The organism is Priestia megaterium (assembly GCF_009497655.1).
In the GTDB taxonomy this organism is placed as follows: Bacteria; Bacillota; Bacilli; order Bacillales; family Bacillaceae_H; genus Priestia; species Priestia zanthoxyli.
This window is the reverse complement of record NZ_CP023317.1, coordinates 4,547,128-4,563,636: the sequence shown is the minus strand read 5'-3', so window position 1 is coordinate 4,563,636 and position 16,509 is coordinate 4,547,128. Positions and strand designations below refer to the sequence as shown.

At 38.2% G+C, this 16,509-nt stretch carries 16 protein-coding genes; 13 read left to right on the top strand and 3 right to left on the bottom strand.

Annotation, left to right across the window (positions count from 1 at the left end; genetic code table 11):
* The first annotated feature begins 120 nt into the window (after nucleotides 1-120).
* Nucleotides 121-1,812, top strand: coding sequence for a septation ring formation regulator EzrA (gene ezrA / locus CEQ83_RS23335; protein ID WP_013059480.1), 1,692 nt, complete (start codon nucleotides 121-123; stop codon nucleotides 1,810-1,812).
* A gap of 30 nt (nucleotides 1,813-1,842) precedes the next feature.
* On the opposite strand, the gene brnQ is transcribed toward ezrA, so the two are convergent.
* A complete protein-coding gene (brnQ, locus tag CEQ83_RS23330; protein ID WP_014458014.1) occupies nucleotides 1,843-3,198 on the bottom strand; it encodes a branched-chain amino acid transport system II carrier protein in 1,356 nt (451 codons plus the stop codon).
* 222 nt (nucleotides 3,199-3,420) lie between these two features.
* On the opposite strand from brnQ, the gene CEQ83_RS23325 reads away from it, so the two are divergent.
* The 4 genes from CEQ83_RS23325 (at nucleotide 3,421) to CEQ83_RS23310 (ending at nucleotide 7,774) form a co-directional block, all read left to right on the top strand.
* Complete coding sequence (locus tag CEQ83_RS23325) at nucleotides 3,421-4,563, top strand: cysteine desulfurase family protein (RefSeq protein WP_098112326.1); 1,143 nt, start codon at nucleotides 3,421-3,423, stop codon at nucleotides 4,561-4,563.
* 6 nt (nucleotides 4,564-4,569) lie between these two features.
* A complete protein-coding gene (gene thiI / locus CEQ83_RS23320; RefSeq protein ID WP_014458016.1) occupies nucleotides 4,570-5,781 on the top strand; it encodes a tRNA uracil 4-sulfurtransferase ThiI in 1,212 nt (403 codons plus the stop codon).
* Nucleotides 5,782-5,869: 88 nt separating this feature from the next.
* Nucleotides 5,870-6,058: an alpha/beta-type small acid-soluble spore protein gene (locus CEQ83_RS23315; protein WP_013059477.1), complete on the top strand. Its 189-nt coding sequence runs from the start codon at nucleotides 5,870-5,872 to the stop codon at nucleotides 6,056-6,058.
* A gap of 123 nt (nucleotides 6,059-6,181) precedes the next feature.
* Nucleotides 6,182-7,774 carry an amidohydrolase gene (locus CEQ83_RS23310; protein WP_098112325.1) on the top strand — a complete coding sequence of 531 codons (1,593 nt, stop codon included), beginning with the start codon at nucleotides 6,182-6,184 and terminating at the stop codon, nucleotides 7,772-7,774.
* 23 nt (nucleotides 7,775-7,797) lie between these two features.
* Here CEQ83_RS23310 and CEQ83_RS23305 read toward each other — a convergent pair whose 3' ends face one another.
* Nucleotides 7,798-8,598 (bottom strand): NAD kinase, encoded by an 801-nt coding sequence (locus CEQ83_RS23305; RefSeq protein WP_014458018.1) that lies wholly within the window; start codon nucleotides 8,596-8,598, stop codon nucleotides 7,798-7,800.
* Nucleotides 8,599-8,747: 149 nt separating this feature from the next.
* Here CEQ83_RS23305 and sppA point away from each other — a divergent pair, with 149 nt between their 5' ends.
* The 8 genes from sppA to CEQ83_RS23265 all read left to right on the top strand — a co-directional run bounded on the left by sppA (nucleotide 8,748) and on the right by CEQ83_RS23265 (nucleotide 16,045).
* Complete coding sequence (gene sppA / locus CEQ83_RS23300) at nucleotides 8,748-9,758, top strand: signal peptide peptidase SppA (protein WP_028411801.1); 1,011 nt, start codon at nucleotides 8,748-8,750, stop codon at nucleotides 9,756-9,758.
* 10 nt (nucleotides 9,759-9,768) lie between these two features.
* Entirely contained in the window at nucleotides 9,769-10,272 is a 504-nt protein-coding gene (locus CEQ83_RS23295) for an RDD family protein (RefSeq protein WP_033579607.1), read from the top strand.
* A 320-nt stretch (nucleotides 10,273-10,592) separates the two neighbouring features.
* A complete protein-coding gene (locus CEQ83_RS23290; protein ID WP_028411799.1) occupies nucleotides 10,593-11,291 on the top strand; it encodes a DUF2953 domain-containing protein in 699 nt (232 codons plus the stop codon).
* A gap of 13 nt (nucleotides 11,292-11,304) precedes the next feature.
* Nucleotides 11,305-11,772: a GerW family sporulation protein gene (ytfJ, locus tag CEQ83_RS23285; RefSeq protein WP_028411798.1), complete on the top strand. Its 468-nt coding sequence runs from the start codon at nucleotides 11,305-11,307 to the stop codon at nucleotides 11,770-11,772.
* Between the two features lie 177 nt (nucleotides 11,773-11,949).
* Complete coding sequence (tpx, locus tag CEQ83_RS23280) at nucleotides 11,950-12,444, top strand: thiol peroxidase (protein ID WP_028411797.1); 495 nt, start codon at nucleotides 11,950-11,952, stop codon at nucleotides 12,442-12,444.
* Nucleotides 12,445-12,591: 147 nt separating this feature from the next.
* Nucleotides 12,592-13,584: a class I SAM-dependent methyltransferase gene (locus CEQ83_RS23275; RefSeq protein ID WP_029319991.1), complete on the top strand. Its 993-nt coding sequence runs from the start codon at nucleotides 12,592-12,594 to the stop codon at nucleotides 13,582-13,584.
* A 196-nt stretch (nucleotides 13,585-13,780) separates the two neighbouring features.
* Entirely contained in the window at nucleotides 13,781-14,971 is a 1,191-nt protein-coding gene (locus CEQ83_RS23270; RefSeq protein WP_013059468.1) for an acetate kinase, read from the top strand.
* 231 nt (nucleotides 14,972-15,202) lie between these two features.
* Nucleotides 15,203-16,045: an EcsC family protein gene (locus CEQ83_RS23265; RefSeq protein WP_028411795.1), complete on the top strand. Its 843-nt coding sequence runs from the start codon at nucleotides 15,203-15,205 to the stop codon at nucleotides 16,043-16,045.
* 25 nt (nucleotides 16,046-16,070) lie between these two features.
* On the opposite strand, the gene CEQ83_RS23260 is transcribed toward CEQ83_RS23265, so the two are convergent.
* Nucleotides 16,071-16,385 carry a hypothetical protein gene (locus tag CEQ83_RS23260; protein WP_028411794.1) on the bottom strand — a complete coding sequence of 105 codons (315 nt, stop codon included), beginning with the start codon at nucleotides 16,383-16,385 and terminating at the stop codon, nucleotides 16,071-16,073.
* Nucleotides 16,386-16,509 lie beyond the last annotated feature (124 nt).

Here is a 16,509-nt window from a genome sequence, read left to right as displayed (position 1 = left end):
AAAAGTTGGACTTTACATGGTATCATAAAAACATTGACGCAAAAAAATTTAAAGGATTAAATTCACCCTTTTTATAAATAAGAAACTTGTCATGTAGAACGCACTGTAAGGGGGCTTAGTATGGAATTCATTATAGCACTAATCATACTTATTATCGGATTAGTTGTGTACGGAATGTTTTCACGTAAAAAGATTTATCAAGAAATTGATCGCCTGGAAACGATCAAAGTCGAATTAGCAAATACGCCAGTTGCAGAGGAAATTTCAAAAGTAAAAGAATTGAACATGACAGGTCAAACTGAAGAGCTATTTGAACGTTGGCGTGAGCAGTGGGATGAAATTATATCAACTAATCTCCCGAAAATTGATAAAGAACTGTTTGAAACGGAAGAAGCAGCAGATAAATACCGGTTTAAAAAAGCGAAGCAGTTATCTATACATATTGATCAAGCCTTAGAACAAACCAAGATAGATATTGAAAACATACTTACTGAACTTCAAAATTTAATTGGTAGCGAACAAGATAATCGATATGATATTGAGGAATTAAATCAGCTTCACCGCCACGTGAAGAAAAAATTGCTCGCACATCGGTATTCCTATGGAAATGCTGAAAAAACGTTAGAATACGCAATTAATACATCTAAAGAGCAGTTTAAAAAATACGAGGAAGAGACGATTAACGGAAACTATCTTCAAGCACGTGAGATTGTTCTTCAATTAAAAACTGATTTAACAGCTATTGATTCGTATTTAGAACAAATTCCAAAAGTGTTAGTTGAGTGTCAGACCACTCTTCCTGTTCAGTTCAATGAACTGCTTGACGGGTTCCGCGAAATGAGTGAGCAGGGATATGTGTTAGATCATCTGCAAGTAGAAGAAACGGTAGAGCTTTTAAAACAAGAAACTGCTGAAATTATTGCAGATATTGAAGAATTATATGTGGAAGAAGCGATTACAAAACTAGATGATGTGAACGAACGCTTAGAGCAGTTATATGACTCACTTGAGCATGAGGTTTTCTCCTATCATAAAATGAACCGTGAATCTCATACGGTATCTAACTTCCTTCGTATGCTTCAAGAACGAAACCGTGAACTTCGTGAAGAAACGCTATTTGTACAGCAAAGCTATCATTTTAAAGAGCGCGATTTAGACGTATATTATAAAATGGACCGCGAACTAAAACGATTGACTAACTTGTACTATAATATTTCGGACAAGGTGGCGGAGCACAATTTAGCCTACAGTGTGATCCAAGAAGAACTCGAAGACGTTTCCAAACAGCTTAACCAATTAAAAGAATCTCAGGAATCCTATAGCGATATGCTACAAGCTCTTCGCAAAGATGAGCTCTCGGCTAAGGACAAAATAGAAGAACTGAAATCTCAGTTGATTGAAGCAAGACGCCTTATTCAAAAAAGCAACCTTCCCGGTGTTCCTGAAGAATACAAAGTGCAGCTTGAAAAAACGGTTCATATCTTAAATGAAGTAACCGCTAAGCTGAAAGAAAAACCGCTTAATATTCAAGCTGTTCAATCTTTACTTGAAGATGCTGTTGGTTTTGTCCAGGATACATTTGATGAAACAGAGGCAATGTTAGAAGAGGCGCGACTCGTTGAAAGAGTGATTCAATACGGTAACCGTTATAGAAGTACTCATCACTCGATTGCACAGTCTTTAGAAGAAGCAGAAGAAGCGTTTCGTCATTACGAATACAAAGAAGCATTAAAACAGGCATCTGCAGCTATTGAGCAAGTAGATCCTGGTGCGCTGGATCGTATACAGCGTATTGTATCTTCACAGAGTTAAAAAGCTCGTGTCCAAAGGACACGAGCTTTTTTATGACGCTTTTCTTTGTATACTATCTGTGTGATGTGTACCTCTTGCAATACTAATAATATAGCCTATGAAGGCAGCAGCAACTGTTGGAATAAGCCAGCCAAGGCCTTGGCTATAAAGCGGCAAATAGTTTTTGAAAAAATTGTCTATGCTTGTTAGGATAATTCCTGCTGCTTTTAACCCGTCAAAAATGCTCAGAATCGAGCTAATGATTACGGCTGTCACATATACTTCTCGACCAAACGAAATGGCTCTTTCAATTAATGATAAAGCAATTAGCGTAATGGCAATAGGGTATACAAAGGTCAAAATAGGTATGGAAATAGAAATTAATTGAGTAAGCCCTACATTTGAAATAACAGCACTAAACAGCATTAAAATGACGACAAATGTTTTATATGACATGCTTGGCACCAGCTGCGTGAAAAATCGTGCGCAAGCAGAAGTTAATCCGATGGCTGTCGTTAGACAAGCAAATGTAATAGCGAGTCCTAAAATAATGGTGCCAAACGAACCGAATAATGTTGTAGCTACAGCTGTTAAAATAGCTCCTCCATTTTCTTTCATACCAATTGCTTCTACGCTTGAAGCGCCGACATACGCGAGAGAAAGATAAACGATAGCTAACCCAGCAGCAGCAATCAACCCGGCTTTGATACATACCGAAGCAAGTGTTCGTTCGTCCGTTACGCCTTTTTCCTTAATACTGTTGATAACAACGATGCCAAATACGAGAGCTGCAATTGTATCCATTGTCAAATATCCATCAATAAAGCCGCCCGTAAATGGAGAGGCTATATATTTGGCGTGAGGTTCTTGAAAAGAACCCATAGGTGTCATTAAACTTTTGATAGCTAAAAGAGCTAATACTGCGAGCAGTAAAGGAGTTAGAATTTTTCCTATGCGATCAACAATTTTAGTTGGATTCAATGATAAATAAAGTGTTAGGCCAAAGAAAATAACCGTATAGACCATTAAAGGAATCTTGCTTGCAACCGCATTTTCTGATAAAAATGGGGTCACACCGATTTCAAACGCTACCGTATCCGTTCTGGGTATACCAAAAAAAGGGCCAATTGCTAAGTAAAGCAATATAGTAAAAGAAATCCCGAAAATAGGGTGAACTTTTTTAGCTACTTCGGTAAAGTTTCCATTACTTTTAGAAACAGCGATTATCCCCATAAGCGGAAGTCCTACACCTGTAATGAGAAAACCGATAATGGAACTCCAAGTGTGTGTTCCGGCTTGCTGTCCGAGCAAAGGAGGGAAAATCATATTTCCCGCTCCGAAAAAGAGAGCAAACAGCATAAGACCGATGGCAAGTATTTCTTTGTTAGTGAGTGCTTTGGTTTTCATAATGCCTCCTAGTGTTTCTTATGTTGATGATTAAATTTTCTGACTTTTTAAAAACTAAAAGTACGTGATACATACTACCACATTTATGGAATCATATATAGGTTTTTTTGAAAAAATCTAAATAGTTTATTAATAATAAAAGGAACGCCTAATTTAAAAAAATACCAAGGTGTGGTATGATAATACGTTGTTCCGAAAAAATGAAGAAGGGGGCGCGCATCCTTGATTTATTTAGATAATAGCGCTACAACAAAACCCTATAATGAAGTCATACAATCTTTTACCAAAGTAGCTACAACTTATTATGGCAATCCATCGTCCCTCCATCAATTTGGCGTACAGGCGGAGAATTTGTTGAGCCGTTCACGTGAGCAAGTAGCAGAATTGCTGCACGTATCGTCAAATGAAATTATCTTTACATCAGGAGGAACGGAAGGGAATAATTTAGCTATTAAAGGCGTAGCGATGCAATATAAAAGCCGAGGTCAGCATATTATTACGACAAATATTGAACATGATTCTGTTCATGAACCATTTAAGCAGTTAGAAGCACTAGGGTTTCATGTGACGTATGTTCCGGTAGATTCAAATGGATTTGTGTCACCTGCGGCTATTGAATCAGCTATTACGGATGAAACCATTTTAGTATCCGTTATGCATGTAAATAATGAAATTGGCACCATTCAGCCAATTGAAGAAATTGGACAGATGCTTACGAACTATTCGAAGGTGCTTTTTCATGTCGATCATGTGCAGGGGATTGGAAAAGTTCCGCTTTCTTTAGCAAATCATAAAATTGATTTATGCACATTATCAGGACACAAAATTCACGGCTTAAAAGGAACGGGGATTTTATATAAACGAAATGGAGTTCAGCTTCATCCGTTGCTTAGCGGAGGCTCTCAGGAAATGCAGCATCGATCAGGCACGGAAAATGTTCCGGGAATCGTAGCATTTGCTAAAGCACTTCGTTTAACACTTGAACATGCAGCTCAGAATCAGCAAAAAATGCAGAAAATAAAAGCAGAACTGATGGACAAACTTTCTGCTCACGAAAGAATCACGATTAATACGCCGAATGAGCATTCAGCTCCCCATATTATAAATTTTACAGCGCAAGGTATTAAAGGTGAGGTTTTTGTTCACGCTCTTGAAGAAAAAGGAGTGTTTGTATCAACTACATCTGCCTGCTCATCAAAACGAAAAAAGCCAAGTAAAACGCTTTTAGCTATCGGTAAAAATTACGAAGAAGCCGATCAGTCCATTCGTTTGAGCTTGTCAGGATTAAATGACTATAATGAAGTAACGCCCATTATAAATGCTATTTTCACAGTAATTGAAGATCTAAAGAAAGTAATGAGGTAAATAACTATGATATATAACCATATTTTAATTCGATACGGAGAAATCTCCACTAAAGGACAAAATAGAAAAAAATTTGTTGCGCAGCTAAGAAAAAATATTGTAACGGCTCTTAGTGCATTCCAAAACATTCACGTAAAATACACAAGAGACCGCATGTATATTCACTTAAATGGTGAAAATCACGAGCCTATCATTGAACGTCTTCAGCAAATCTTTGGTATTCAAAGTTTTAGTTTAGCATTAAAAGTTGAAAATGAACTTGAAGCCATTCAAGAAGCAGCGCTAGAAGCAATGAAAGAATTTGATATAGAAGGAAAAACGTTCAAAGTATCTACTCGAAGAGCGTACAAACAATTTCCTCTTGATACAAACGAATTAAATTATGCAGTAGGAAGTCATATTCTACGAAATACAGAGCATCTACAGGTAAACGTAAAAGAGCCAAGCGTAAATGTACGAGTAGAAGTGAGAAGTGAAGCAACGTATATTACATGTTTTGATTATCGCGGAGCAGGGGGTCTTCCAGTTGGTACGAGTGGAAAAGCGATGCTCATGCTTTCTGGAGGAATCGACAGCCCGGTTGCAGGATACTTAGCTATGAAGCGCGGTTTAGAAATAGAAGCGGTTCATTTTTATAGTCCGCCTTTTACAAGTGAACGTTCTAAGCAAAAAGTAATTGATTTAACGCAAAAATTAACGGCTTATCACGAAAAAGTAAAGCTTCACATTGTACCGTTTACAGCTGTACAGCAAGCGATTCAAAAGCAAATTCCAGAGAATTATACCATGACCTCTACACGCCGTATGATGCTTCGAATTACGGACCTTATTCGTGAAAAAAATGAATCGTTAGCTATCGTAACTGGCGACAGCTTAGGGCAAGTAGCTAGTCAAACGGTTGAGAGCATGTATGCGATTAATGAAGTGACGAATACGCCAATTTTGCGTCCGCTTGTGACAATGGATAAAACGGAGATTGTGGAAATTGCCCGTAAAATTGACACACATGAAATTTCGAATCGTCCGTATGAAGACTGCTGTACAATTTTTACGCCAAGCTCACCAAAAACTAAGCCAAAGCGTGAAAAAATAAATCGATACGAACAATTTTATGATTTTGAAACATTAATTCAAGAAGCGGTAAATAATGTAGAAACGCTTGAGATGACAGCTTCTTCGGCTACAAATACCGCAGACAGCGTAGAAGATTTGTTTTAAAAGTAAAATTTCATAAAATTACCAAAAAAATAATGTATGATGCCATGTGTTTTGACACAATCTATATTCAACAAGGAGGTGAAAACACATGGCAAACACAAACAAATTAGTAGCTCCTGGTTCAGCAGCTGCTATCGACCAAATGAAATACGAAATCGCTTCTGAATTCGGTGTAAATCTTGGACCAGAAGCAACAGCTCGCGCTAACGGATCTGTTGGTGGAGAAATCACTAAACGCTTAGTTCAAATGGCTGAGCAACAACTTGGTGGTAAATAAGTCATATTAATTAAATAATGATGGCTAAAAAGAGTGGGGGAAACCTCACTCTTTTGTCTTGTTTGTTTTGTCACGTATAATAGAGACAAGATCAAGCTTTATAAAGTAAAGGAGATGTTGGCGATGGGGACTTTATTTTACGGCGGCAAAATATATACGATGCTAAAAGAAGGTGAGCATGTAGAAAGCGTATATGTTGAAAAAGGATTCATTGAAGATATAGGCGCAGAAGAAGATCTAAGAATCAAATGGGGTGCTGAGATTGACAAAGAAGTACACCTCAAAGGACACCCAATGTATCCGGGCTTTGTCGATAGCCACCTTCACTTAATTGGTCACGGTGAAAAGCTTCTTCGGCTTGATTTGTCTCAAGCTACTTCTCGGGAAGAGGTGTTAAGGCTCGTTCGGAAAAAAGTAGAGAGTACGCCAAAAGGAGAATGGGTAATTGGAGAAGGGTGGGATGAAAATCAGTGGGAAGATTCCTCTTTGATTCAGTATCAAGATCTTGATCAGCTGTCAACTGAACATCCTATTATGTTGAAGCGAGTCTGTCGTCACGGATTAGTAGTAAACGGGACTGCTCTTAAAATAGCCGGGATTACAGCTGAAACACGTGACCCGGAAGGAGGTATTATCCAGAGGGATGAAGCTGGAAATCCTACCGGTTTTTTTGCTGATCAAGCGCAAGAATTAGTAACGGCTCATATTCCTAAAGTATCAGAAGCATACATTCGACAAGCGCTTTCAGTAGCCATTAAAGATTGTGTTCATCACGGATTAACGGGTGGACATACGGAAGATTTAAATTATTATGGAGGCTTTTTGCGTACATATCAAGCATTCCAAGACGTTATTCATAAAGAAAAGCAGCTGTTTCGTGCTCATTTACTTGTTCATCATGAAGCTGTAGATGATATGTATACATACTGTGAAGAAAAGAAAGACACATCCGATTTTATTGAAATAGGGCCAATGAAGATTTTTGCTGATGGTTCGCTCGGCAGTCAATCTGCGCTTTTAAGCTTTCCCTACAAAAGCGACCCTTCTACAAGAGGTGTAGCTATTCAATCACTAGATGAATTAAAGCAGCTAGTGAGGAAAGCGAGAGAATTGGGCATGACCGTTGCAATTCATGCGATTGGGGATTTAGCGTTTCAATACGTAGTGGAAAGCATCGAACAATATCCTCCTCAAACAGGGCAAAGAGATCGTATCATCCATGCGCAAATTCTACGAAAAGATTTAGTTGATCGTGTAAAAAAGCTCCCGGTTGTGCTAGATATTCAGCCTCGGTTTTTAGCCAGTGATTTTCCATGGGTCATTGAAAAAATCGGAGAAGAGCATTTGGATTATTGCTATGCTTGGAAAACGTTATTGGACGAAGGGGTTATGTGTGCAGGCGGATCGGATGCACCTATTGAACCTATCAATCCCATGTTAACGATCCATGCAGCGGTTTCTAGAAAAACTTCTCCAAATAGCTCGGTCGTTTACATACCTTCTGAGCGACTCACAGTATTTGAAGCTGTTCAGCTGTTTACGTTAGGAAGCGCGCAGGCCATTCATCAAGAGCATAAAAAAGGATACGTTCAAAAGGGTTATGTAGCTGATTTTACCGTATTAGAAAGAGATCTGTTTGAGATACCTGCAGATGATATTCCAGGGGTACGGGTGCAGATGACTGCTATTAATGGAAAAATTGTATATCAAAAATAAAAAGCGCCCTTGGGCGCTTTTTGTTATAGAAATGTACGCTTAACTCGTTGCCAGAAAGAGTTATCTTTTAGCTTAACCGTTTTAATTTGACGGTCGCTTAAACGTATTTGAACTTGATCAACTTGACGTGCATTTAATGCTTCGTTATCTATTCCAATAATTGGACTGTGGTTGTTGTCATTGGATAGTTTTAAAGTGAGCGTATGCTCAGCGCTTAGGATGAATGAAGATCCTAATGTACGATAATTATTATTGTTTAACGATGCCAATTCGCTGACTTGCATACAAGGAATTAACGGATCAACTACGGCTCCACTTACCGATTTATTATAAGCCGTACTGCCTGTTGGTGTTGAAATAATCATCCCATCCCCGCGGAATGTTTCAAAGTGATTTTCATTAATAAAAACATCTAGACTGAGTGTTTTTATAACACCTGATCGAATAGAACATTCATTTAAGCAATAAAAAGAAGTTCCTTGATCAATTTGAGTTTGTAAAACGGGAAATCGACGTACTTCTATATTTTCTGTCGTAATAGCTTCAATCATTTTATCCGTTTCATCGATATGAAAATCGCAGTAAAAGCTTAGTTGATCTGAAGTTGTGACACCAGCATATAAGCAGTCATCTCGAAAGCCAGATTGACGGACAGCCTGCAAGAAAGCTCCGTCACCGCCAATACTTACAATGATGTTAGCGCTGTCGAAATGGTCTACTACTTGAAAGTCATATTGTTTTGCAAGTTCAATAAGTGGACTTACGAGCGCCTTTGATTCCTGGTTTTTTGGATGAAAGAAATAAACGTTGCGACGATTTGGCATAGATAGTTCCCCCTTGTTTGTCTGATATGTAAAATATTAGCGATAAAGTAAACTTTTTAAAAAAAGTTTGTTACAATAATTATAGCATTATTGCTTTAAGAATTAAAAGAATAATCTTTTAATTCTGACACCTAAAAAGGAGGATTTTCATGAACAAAAAAAGGTGGATTGCTCTTTTAATTGCGGCCTGCTTATTCATTTTTTCTGCGATTGTTAATGTTGGTTTTTCAGTCAAAGAAGAAAAAGATGACGGTCTGGCAGGCATATTTGGAGGAGACGACAGTGAACTATCAGAAACAGTTATCGAAAAAGGGAATGCAGCTAAGAAAATTGCAGTACTAGAGGTCAATGGAACGATTCAAGATACAGGAAGCGGTTCCTCTCCGCTTATGTCTCAAAATGGTTATAACCACCAAGCATTTTTAAAGCAGCTAGAGGCTGCAAAAAATGATAAGGCAGTTAAAGGAGTCATTATTAAGGTGAATTCACCGGGCGGGGGCGTCGTTGAAAGTGCTGAAATACATAAAAAAATTGAAGAGCTGAAGAAAGACACGAAAAAGCCAGTTTATATTTCAATGGGATCAATGGCTGCTTCAGGAGGCTATTACATTTCAACAGCTGCTACTAAAATCTATGCAATCCCTGACACTTTAACAGGTTCACTAGGTGTAATTATGCAAAGCGTTAACTATGGCAAGCTGGCAGATAAACTAGGAGTAGAATCTGTTGTTATTAAAAGCGGGGCTCATAAAGATATTATGTCTCCAACAAGAGAAATGACCGGAGAAGAAAAAGAAATTATGCAAACACTTGTAGACAACTCGTATGATGGTTTCGTCAATGTTATCTCTGAAGGACGTCACCTTTCTAAAGAAAAAGTGCGTTCTATTGCAGATGGACGAGTGTACGATGGACGTCAGGCTAAAGAGCTGAAGCTGGTCGATCAACTAGGCTATTTTGAAGATACGGTAAAAGGAATGGAGAAAGATTACAAGTTAAAAGGTGCACAAGTAATTCAATACAATCAAGGATTCGGACTGCCTTCTTGGCTTTCAATGAGCATGCAAAAAGTAATTGGTGGAGATGAACAAGTTACCGCAATGTTAAAAACATTTGCGCAGCCAAGCTCTCCGCGCTTGATGTATTTATATGCAGAATAGAGGTGGGAACATGGAAAATCAATCTCATTCAACCGAATCAAACGACACTATAAAACATGAGCCAGCGGTAAGTGCTCCAATAGGTAGTGAATTCCATTATGCAGGCTTTTGGATGCGCTTTTGGGCATATCTTTTGGATCTAGCTGTAGTAGCTAGCTTGAACTCCCTGCTGATCAAACCCATTTTCCATTTAGCAGATATTCCTCAAGGGGATGGATTTTTTTCTCCCTATACGATTGTGACGGTAATTATCTTTTATGGTTATTTTGTTTTAATGACCAAGTATTTTGGACAAACGCTTGGAAAGATGGTGTTTGGGCTTAAAGTAGTATCACTGAAAGACTCCACTTTAACTTGGCCTGTTGTGCTGTTTCGTGAAGGAATTGGACGTTATATTTCTAAAACAGTTTTTTTACTTGGCTATTTGTTAGTTGCTTTTTTACCTAAAAAGCAAGGAGCGCATGATTACTACGCAGATACAACCGTTATACATGAAGGTACAATAAGCAGATAATAAAAAGAGGCTGGGGCAAAAATATTTAGACGAATTGAAAAACGAACCATTGATCAAGGTGTTTGATTAGTGGTTCGTTTTTTTGGGTTATGGTAAACGTAGGTTTCATGTGTGTAGGTCTTTCTAGCAGTTGATTGGAGGGAAAGCGAAGCCTTGCACGGAAATCAACTGCGGTGTCGCAAGCGGTTAAGCTCATGTATATATTTGTTCGTCTTTAAATTGGATTCATTTCGTTATGTCTCAACCTCTTTTTATTGTTTTCATAAGGTTTAATATTCTGTGTTTTGGAGATAATGTGAAGCTAAGAAGGAGTGAAGGATGTGCTATGGCTTTTATGGATATTGCTAGCACTTTTAATTGTTATTGTACTTATTGTATGGACAAAAATCACGCTATTTGTAGAGCTTCATCATGTCCGAGATAACGATTATTACAGAGTGAGACTCAGGGCTTGGTTTGGTCTTATTCGCTATACATATGAAATTCCGGTAGTGAAAGTAAAAAAAGATTCTCCTCGTTTGCTTGTTGAAAAGAAGAAAGGAATGGGTGATCAAGGAAAAGAAGACGAGAATTCATGGAGTGATTATTCTGTAGAAGACGGGTTAAGCATGTTAGAAAATGCGAAGCAATTCCTTGAACAGGTAGTCGGTTTTCATAAAATTTTTCGTCGTTTCTTACAGAAAGTGACGGTAAGGGATATTAAATGGCACAGCCGTTTCGGCTTAGGTGATGCTGCGTTAACAGGCGTACTTACCGGGGCGGTATGGTCTGCAAAGGGGGGCATAGTTGGTATAATCAGCCGTTATATGAAACTAAAAGATATGCCTGTAATGAGCGTTACTCCTGTATTTCAACATCTTTGGTCAGAAACGGTATTTGAGTGCATAATTTCTTTTCGAGTTGGTCAAGCTATTCTAGTAGGTTTACGGACCTTGAGATACTGGCGGCATACGTCCAAAAAGCGTCGCAAAAGATGGAAGTCGTCAAATAAGAACAAGACACACTCTGTGAAAACATAAGGAGGTTATCTTAATGGCAGAACATCCAATTAAAAGTTTAATGTCGACAGCTATGGAAAATTTAAAGGAAATGATTGATGTTAATACAATCATTGGTGATCCCGTAGAAACACCTGATGGCAGCGTTATTTTAACTGTCTCAAAAGTAGGTTTTGGCTTTGCAGCGGGTGGAAGCGAGTTTGGAGTAGAAGGGCATGCGCCATCTTCTCCAGGGCAGCATCAGCAAGAATCAGGTCATCCATTTGGCGGAGGTAGCGGTGGCGGTGTATCAATTACGCCAATTGCCTTTTTAATTGTGAGTGGAAGCGGAATTAAAATGCTTCACCTTAATGAAAGTACACATTTATATGAAAAGATTTTAGATACAGCACCTCAAGCCATTGAACGCGTGCAGCAAATGTTCAAGCGAAATAACCATCAGCAGGATCATCATAATCAACAAAATCAGCATCATGACGGTGCAAATGATTTTAATTTGTAGGGATAAAATAAAGCTTTGCTTGCTTCTTTGAACGATAAAAGAAGCAAGCAAAGCCTTTTTTTATTGGGCATGTTTTCTAGCATATAGCGTTATAGTATGTATGTCATTTAATTGCAATATAGAGACAGACAAGCTAATATGAACAGTGTACATACTTATTTAAAGGAGGAATTATTCGTGACTAAATTTAAAGGTAACGATGTAACATTATTAGGAAATCAAGTAAAGGTTGGAGACAAGGCGCCAAACTTTACCGTTTTAGCAAATGATTTATCAGAAGTAACGCTTGACAGTACAAAGGGTTCTGTTCGCCTAATCAGTGTAGTTCCTTCTATTGATACTGGAGTTTGTGATGCGCAAACTCGCCGCTTCAACGAAGAAGCAGCTAAATTAGATAACGTAAAAGTATTAACAGTGAGCGTAGATTTACCGTTTGCTCAAAAGCGCTGGTGTGGTGCTAACGGCATTGATAATGTTCAAACATTATCTGACCACCGCGACTTATCTTTCGGCGAAGCATATGGTGTAGCTATTCAAGAATTACGCTTATTGGCTCGTTCAATCTTTGTAGTAGACTCAAATGACAACGTAACGTATGTTGAGTACTTACCAGAAGTAACTGAGCATCCGAACTACGAAGCAGCAATCGAAGCAGCTAAAGCAGCTAAGTAAGATTGTCGATGGCGTTCGGCAGAAGGCGGAAAACAATGTTTTTCGCCTTCTTTGTGTTTTAAGAAGCTTTTATGATAAAATATGATGTTCCAAATAGGACGTTTACTCATTTATATAGATATCATTTCATTACACAGGAGGCAGAATATGAGTCAATTAGCTAGTATGGAAAAGCTATTTGGTGTAATTGATCAAACAGCTATTATTTTAAGAAAAGAACTAAACTGCGTATATTTAGAAGCAGTAGCTGAAACGGGAGAAAACTTGTTTCAAGGAACTATTTTGCAAGAAGAGCTAGATGAGGTAACCAAAAAACGTTTAAAAAAAGAATACGATTCAATCACGCTTGATCATTTTGAAAAAGAAACGATTCGAAAAGCATATCAGCTAGCTATTTTAAAGGGGATGAAAGAAGCAGTTCAGCCTAACCACCAAATGACCCCTGATGCTGTAGGACTATTTGTCAGCTACTTAGTTGGAAAATTCATGGCAGGAAAAGATAAGTATACGCTTTTAGATCCAGCAGTAGGAGCTGGAAACTTATTAACAACCATTTTAAATACACACGCTGCGTCAATTGAACATGTATACGGTGTAGATGTGGATGATTTATTACTTCAATTGACATATGTAAATGCAAACTTACAGAAGCACGGCGTTCAATTATTTAATCAAGACAGCTTACAGCCGCTTTTTATTGATCCTGTTGATTTAGTTGTCTGTGACCTGCCGGTTGGTTATTATCCAAACGATGAAGGGGCAAAAGAGTATAAAGTAAGAGCTGAAGAAGGTCATACCTATGCTCATCACTTATTCATTGAACAAAGCTTGCGCCATGTAAAAGACGGAGGATACGTAGTGGCCCTTATTCCAAATAACTTGTTCGAGTCTGAACAGTCTCATTTATTACAGCCGCTGCTAAAAGAGGAAGCAATCGTTCAAGGAATCGTTCAGCTGCCGCTTTCAATGTTCAAACAAGAGCAGGCTGCTAAGAGTATTATCATTCTTCAAAAGCAGGGAGAAGGGGTAACAGCGCCTGATCAAGCGCTGCTTGTGAATTTGCCGAAGTTCAGTAATCGAGAAGCAATGAGTGATATTATGGCTCAAATGGACCAATGGTTCAGCGTTAATAAAAAGTAAGTCTTTTTCGAAAATAATGAATTTTTACCGGTAGCGTTTTCATGATGTATAGCTCTTGAAATCTATTGTCGTGAATGATTAAATGAATAAGGATAGAAATCGTGTCGAAATGCATAGAATATTGTAGAGATTACACTTTTATGTTCTGTTCGTTATGTTTATGATGCACGTATAATAAAGAAGGAGCTGTTTTTTTATGTCAAAAATCATGGCAATCAACGCCGGCAGTTCTTCACTTAAGTTTCAATTATTTGAAATGCCAAGTGAGACGGTATTAACAAAAGGTTTAGTAGAACGAATTGGTTTAGATAACGCTGTTTTCACGATCTCGGTAAATGGTGAAAAACAAACGGATATTACAGAAATCCCTGACCATGCTGTTGCAGTTAAAATTTTAGTTGAAAAGTTACTTTCTCAAAACATCATTCAATCATACGATGAAATCACTGGTGTAGGTCACCGTGTAGTACACGGCGGAGAGAAATTTGCTGATTCTGTTTTAATCACAGATGAAACATTAGCGGAAATTGAAGCTTTATCTGATTTAGCACCGCTTCACAACCCAGCAAACATTGTGGGAATTAAAGCGTTCCAAGATATTCTTCCAAATGTTCCAGCTGTAGCAGTCTTCGATACAGCATTCCATCAAACAATGCCAGAAAAATCATTCTTGTACAGCTTACCGTACGAGTACTATGAAAAGTATGGCGTTCGTAAATACGGTTTCCACGGCACATCTCATAAATATGTTTCTGAGCGTGCAGCTGAGCTTCTTGGCCGTCCAATCGAACAATTGCGCTTAATTTCTTGTCACTTAGGTAACGGTGCAAGTATCGCTGCAATTGAAGGCGGCAAGTCAATTGATACATCAATGGGCTTCACACCATTAGCTGGTGTAGCAATGGGAACTCGTTCAGGTAACATTGACCCTGCATTAATTCCATTTATTATGGAGAAAACAGGAAAAACTGCTGACGAAGTATTAAATGTATTAAATAAAGAAAGTGGTCTTTTAGGTGTATCTGGTATTTCTAGTGACCTACGCGATCTAATCAAAGCAAGCGCTGAAGGCAATGAACGTGCTGAAACAGCACTTGAAGTATTTGCTAGCCGCATTCATAAATATATCGGTTCTTATGCTGCTCGTATGTCTGGTGTAGATGCAATCATCTTCACAGCAGGTATTGGAGAAAACAGTGATGTTGTACGTGCTCGCGTTCTTCGTGGTTTAGAGTTCATGGGCGTTTATTGGGATCCAGCTTTAAATAGTGTACAAGGAGAAGAAGCATTTATTAGCTACCCTCATTCTCCAGTTAAAGTTATGGTTATTCCTACAGACGAAGAAGTTATGATTGCACGTGACGTTACTCGTTTAGCGAATATTTAAGTTCATAAAGTGCCTCTTCAATGCATGAATTCTCATAAATTGTCAGGCAAACTAACGAAAAGCTGATTTCCTTGTTAGGAAATCAGCTTTTTTATATAGCGTAAGGAGCTGACGGTTGAAAGAAGGTTTACAACGTATAGAAGAAAGAAATAATATAGGAAGCAAAATGTAACGGATGCATTATTTGTTATAATAAAAATAAAACTACTTATTTCTTGAAAGGGTGACATGATGATATTAACGAATCGCGAAGAACAGCTTTTAGAAGAAATCTATAAATGGGAAGAGAGCTTACAGAGCGTAGAAGCAACTGAGATGGAGTTATTGTACGAAGAATGGTTAGAAAAAGGGCTTAACTTAATTCCTGCTTCTGTTCGTGAGACCTATTTACATAAAATTGATGAGGGACTCTTTCAGTTAACTGCATTAATTCAAGGTACGGAAATGCAAACTCAAGCGACAAAACGAATTATTGAAACCGCCCGTGTATTCAAAGAAGATATCACAGATCTGTCAGAAATGAATTCCCTTCAAGTAGATCAGCTTTCTTATATATGCGAACAGCAAATGGCCAAGCTGCGGTTGTATGCGCTGAGTCAAGGAGCACTTTCAGGAACCGGCCAATCGCTGCTAGTCGGTATTGATATACCCGCTGTTTTATGCATGAATATTCAAGCGGTGCAACAGGCAGCAATGAGCTACGGCTATCATATCCAGACTCCTTCAGAGCTTATGCTAACGCTAAAAGTTTTCCATGCAGCAACGTTACCTAGACACCTTCAGGCTGAGGGATGGCATCAATTAAAGAGTGAGCTAAGCCAAGAATTTGACCCGTATTTTTATGAAGGTGTTGATCAAATTGTAGATAAGACGTGGCTGCAAAAAATCGTTGTGCAAATTGGAAAAACGCTAGCTATATTTGCTGCGAAGCGAAAAGTTTATAATCGTTTGCCAATTGTGAGTATGATGGTTGGCGGAGGGATGAATTATCGAATGGCCAAACAAGTGACAGATTATGCGAAGCGCTTTTACCAATACCGCTATTTGCTGGATAAGAAAAACGAGTCTCATTAATTTTTCATGAGACTCGTTTTTTTGTCTATCCGTGAACTTTTTTTGATATTTCCTCATTTGTTCGATACCAAATCCACAAATCATTAATAATAGAAGCAAGTTCTCCTATCTCGCTATTTAATTCACAGGAGCGGATAAAATTAGTCTCATCTTCTAACGCCGCTTGTTTTTGATTAATCCTCTTTTCTACAGATTGAATTTTGTCTGGAATTTGCCCTCGAATGGATTCCCATGTTAGGAGGATATCCTGCTGAACTTTTTCAGAATAGAATGTCCATTCTCTTTCAAGAGCAGGAATTTTTATACCGAGTCTGTTGTCATAAGTAAAAAAGCGCTCCATTTTTTCACCTCTTCCCTTCCATTTTATACAATGACAAAAGCCAGAGCTACTTTAAGTGAAAAATAAATCATTTATACTTGATTTATGCATATAAATATACAATGCATTTAAGGCAGGAATATTC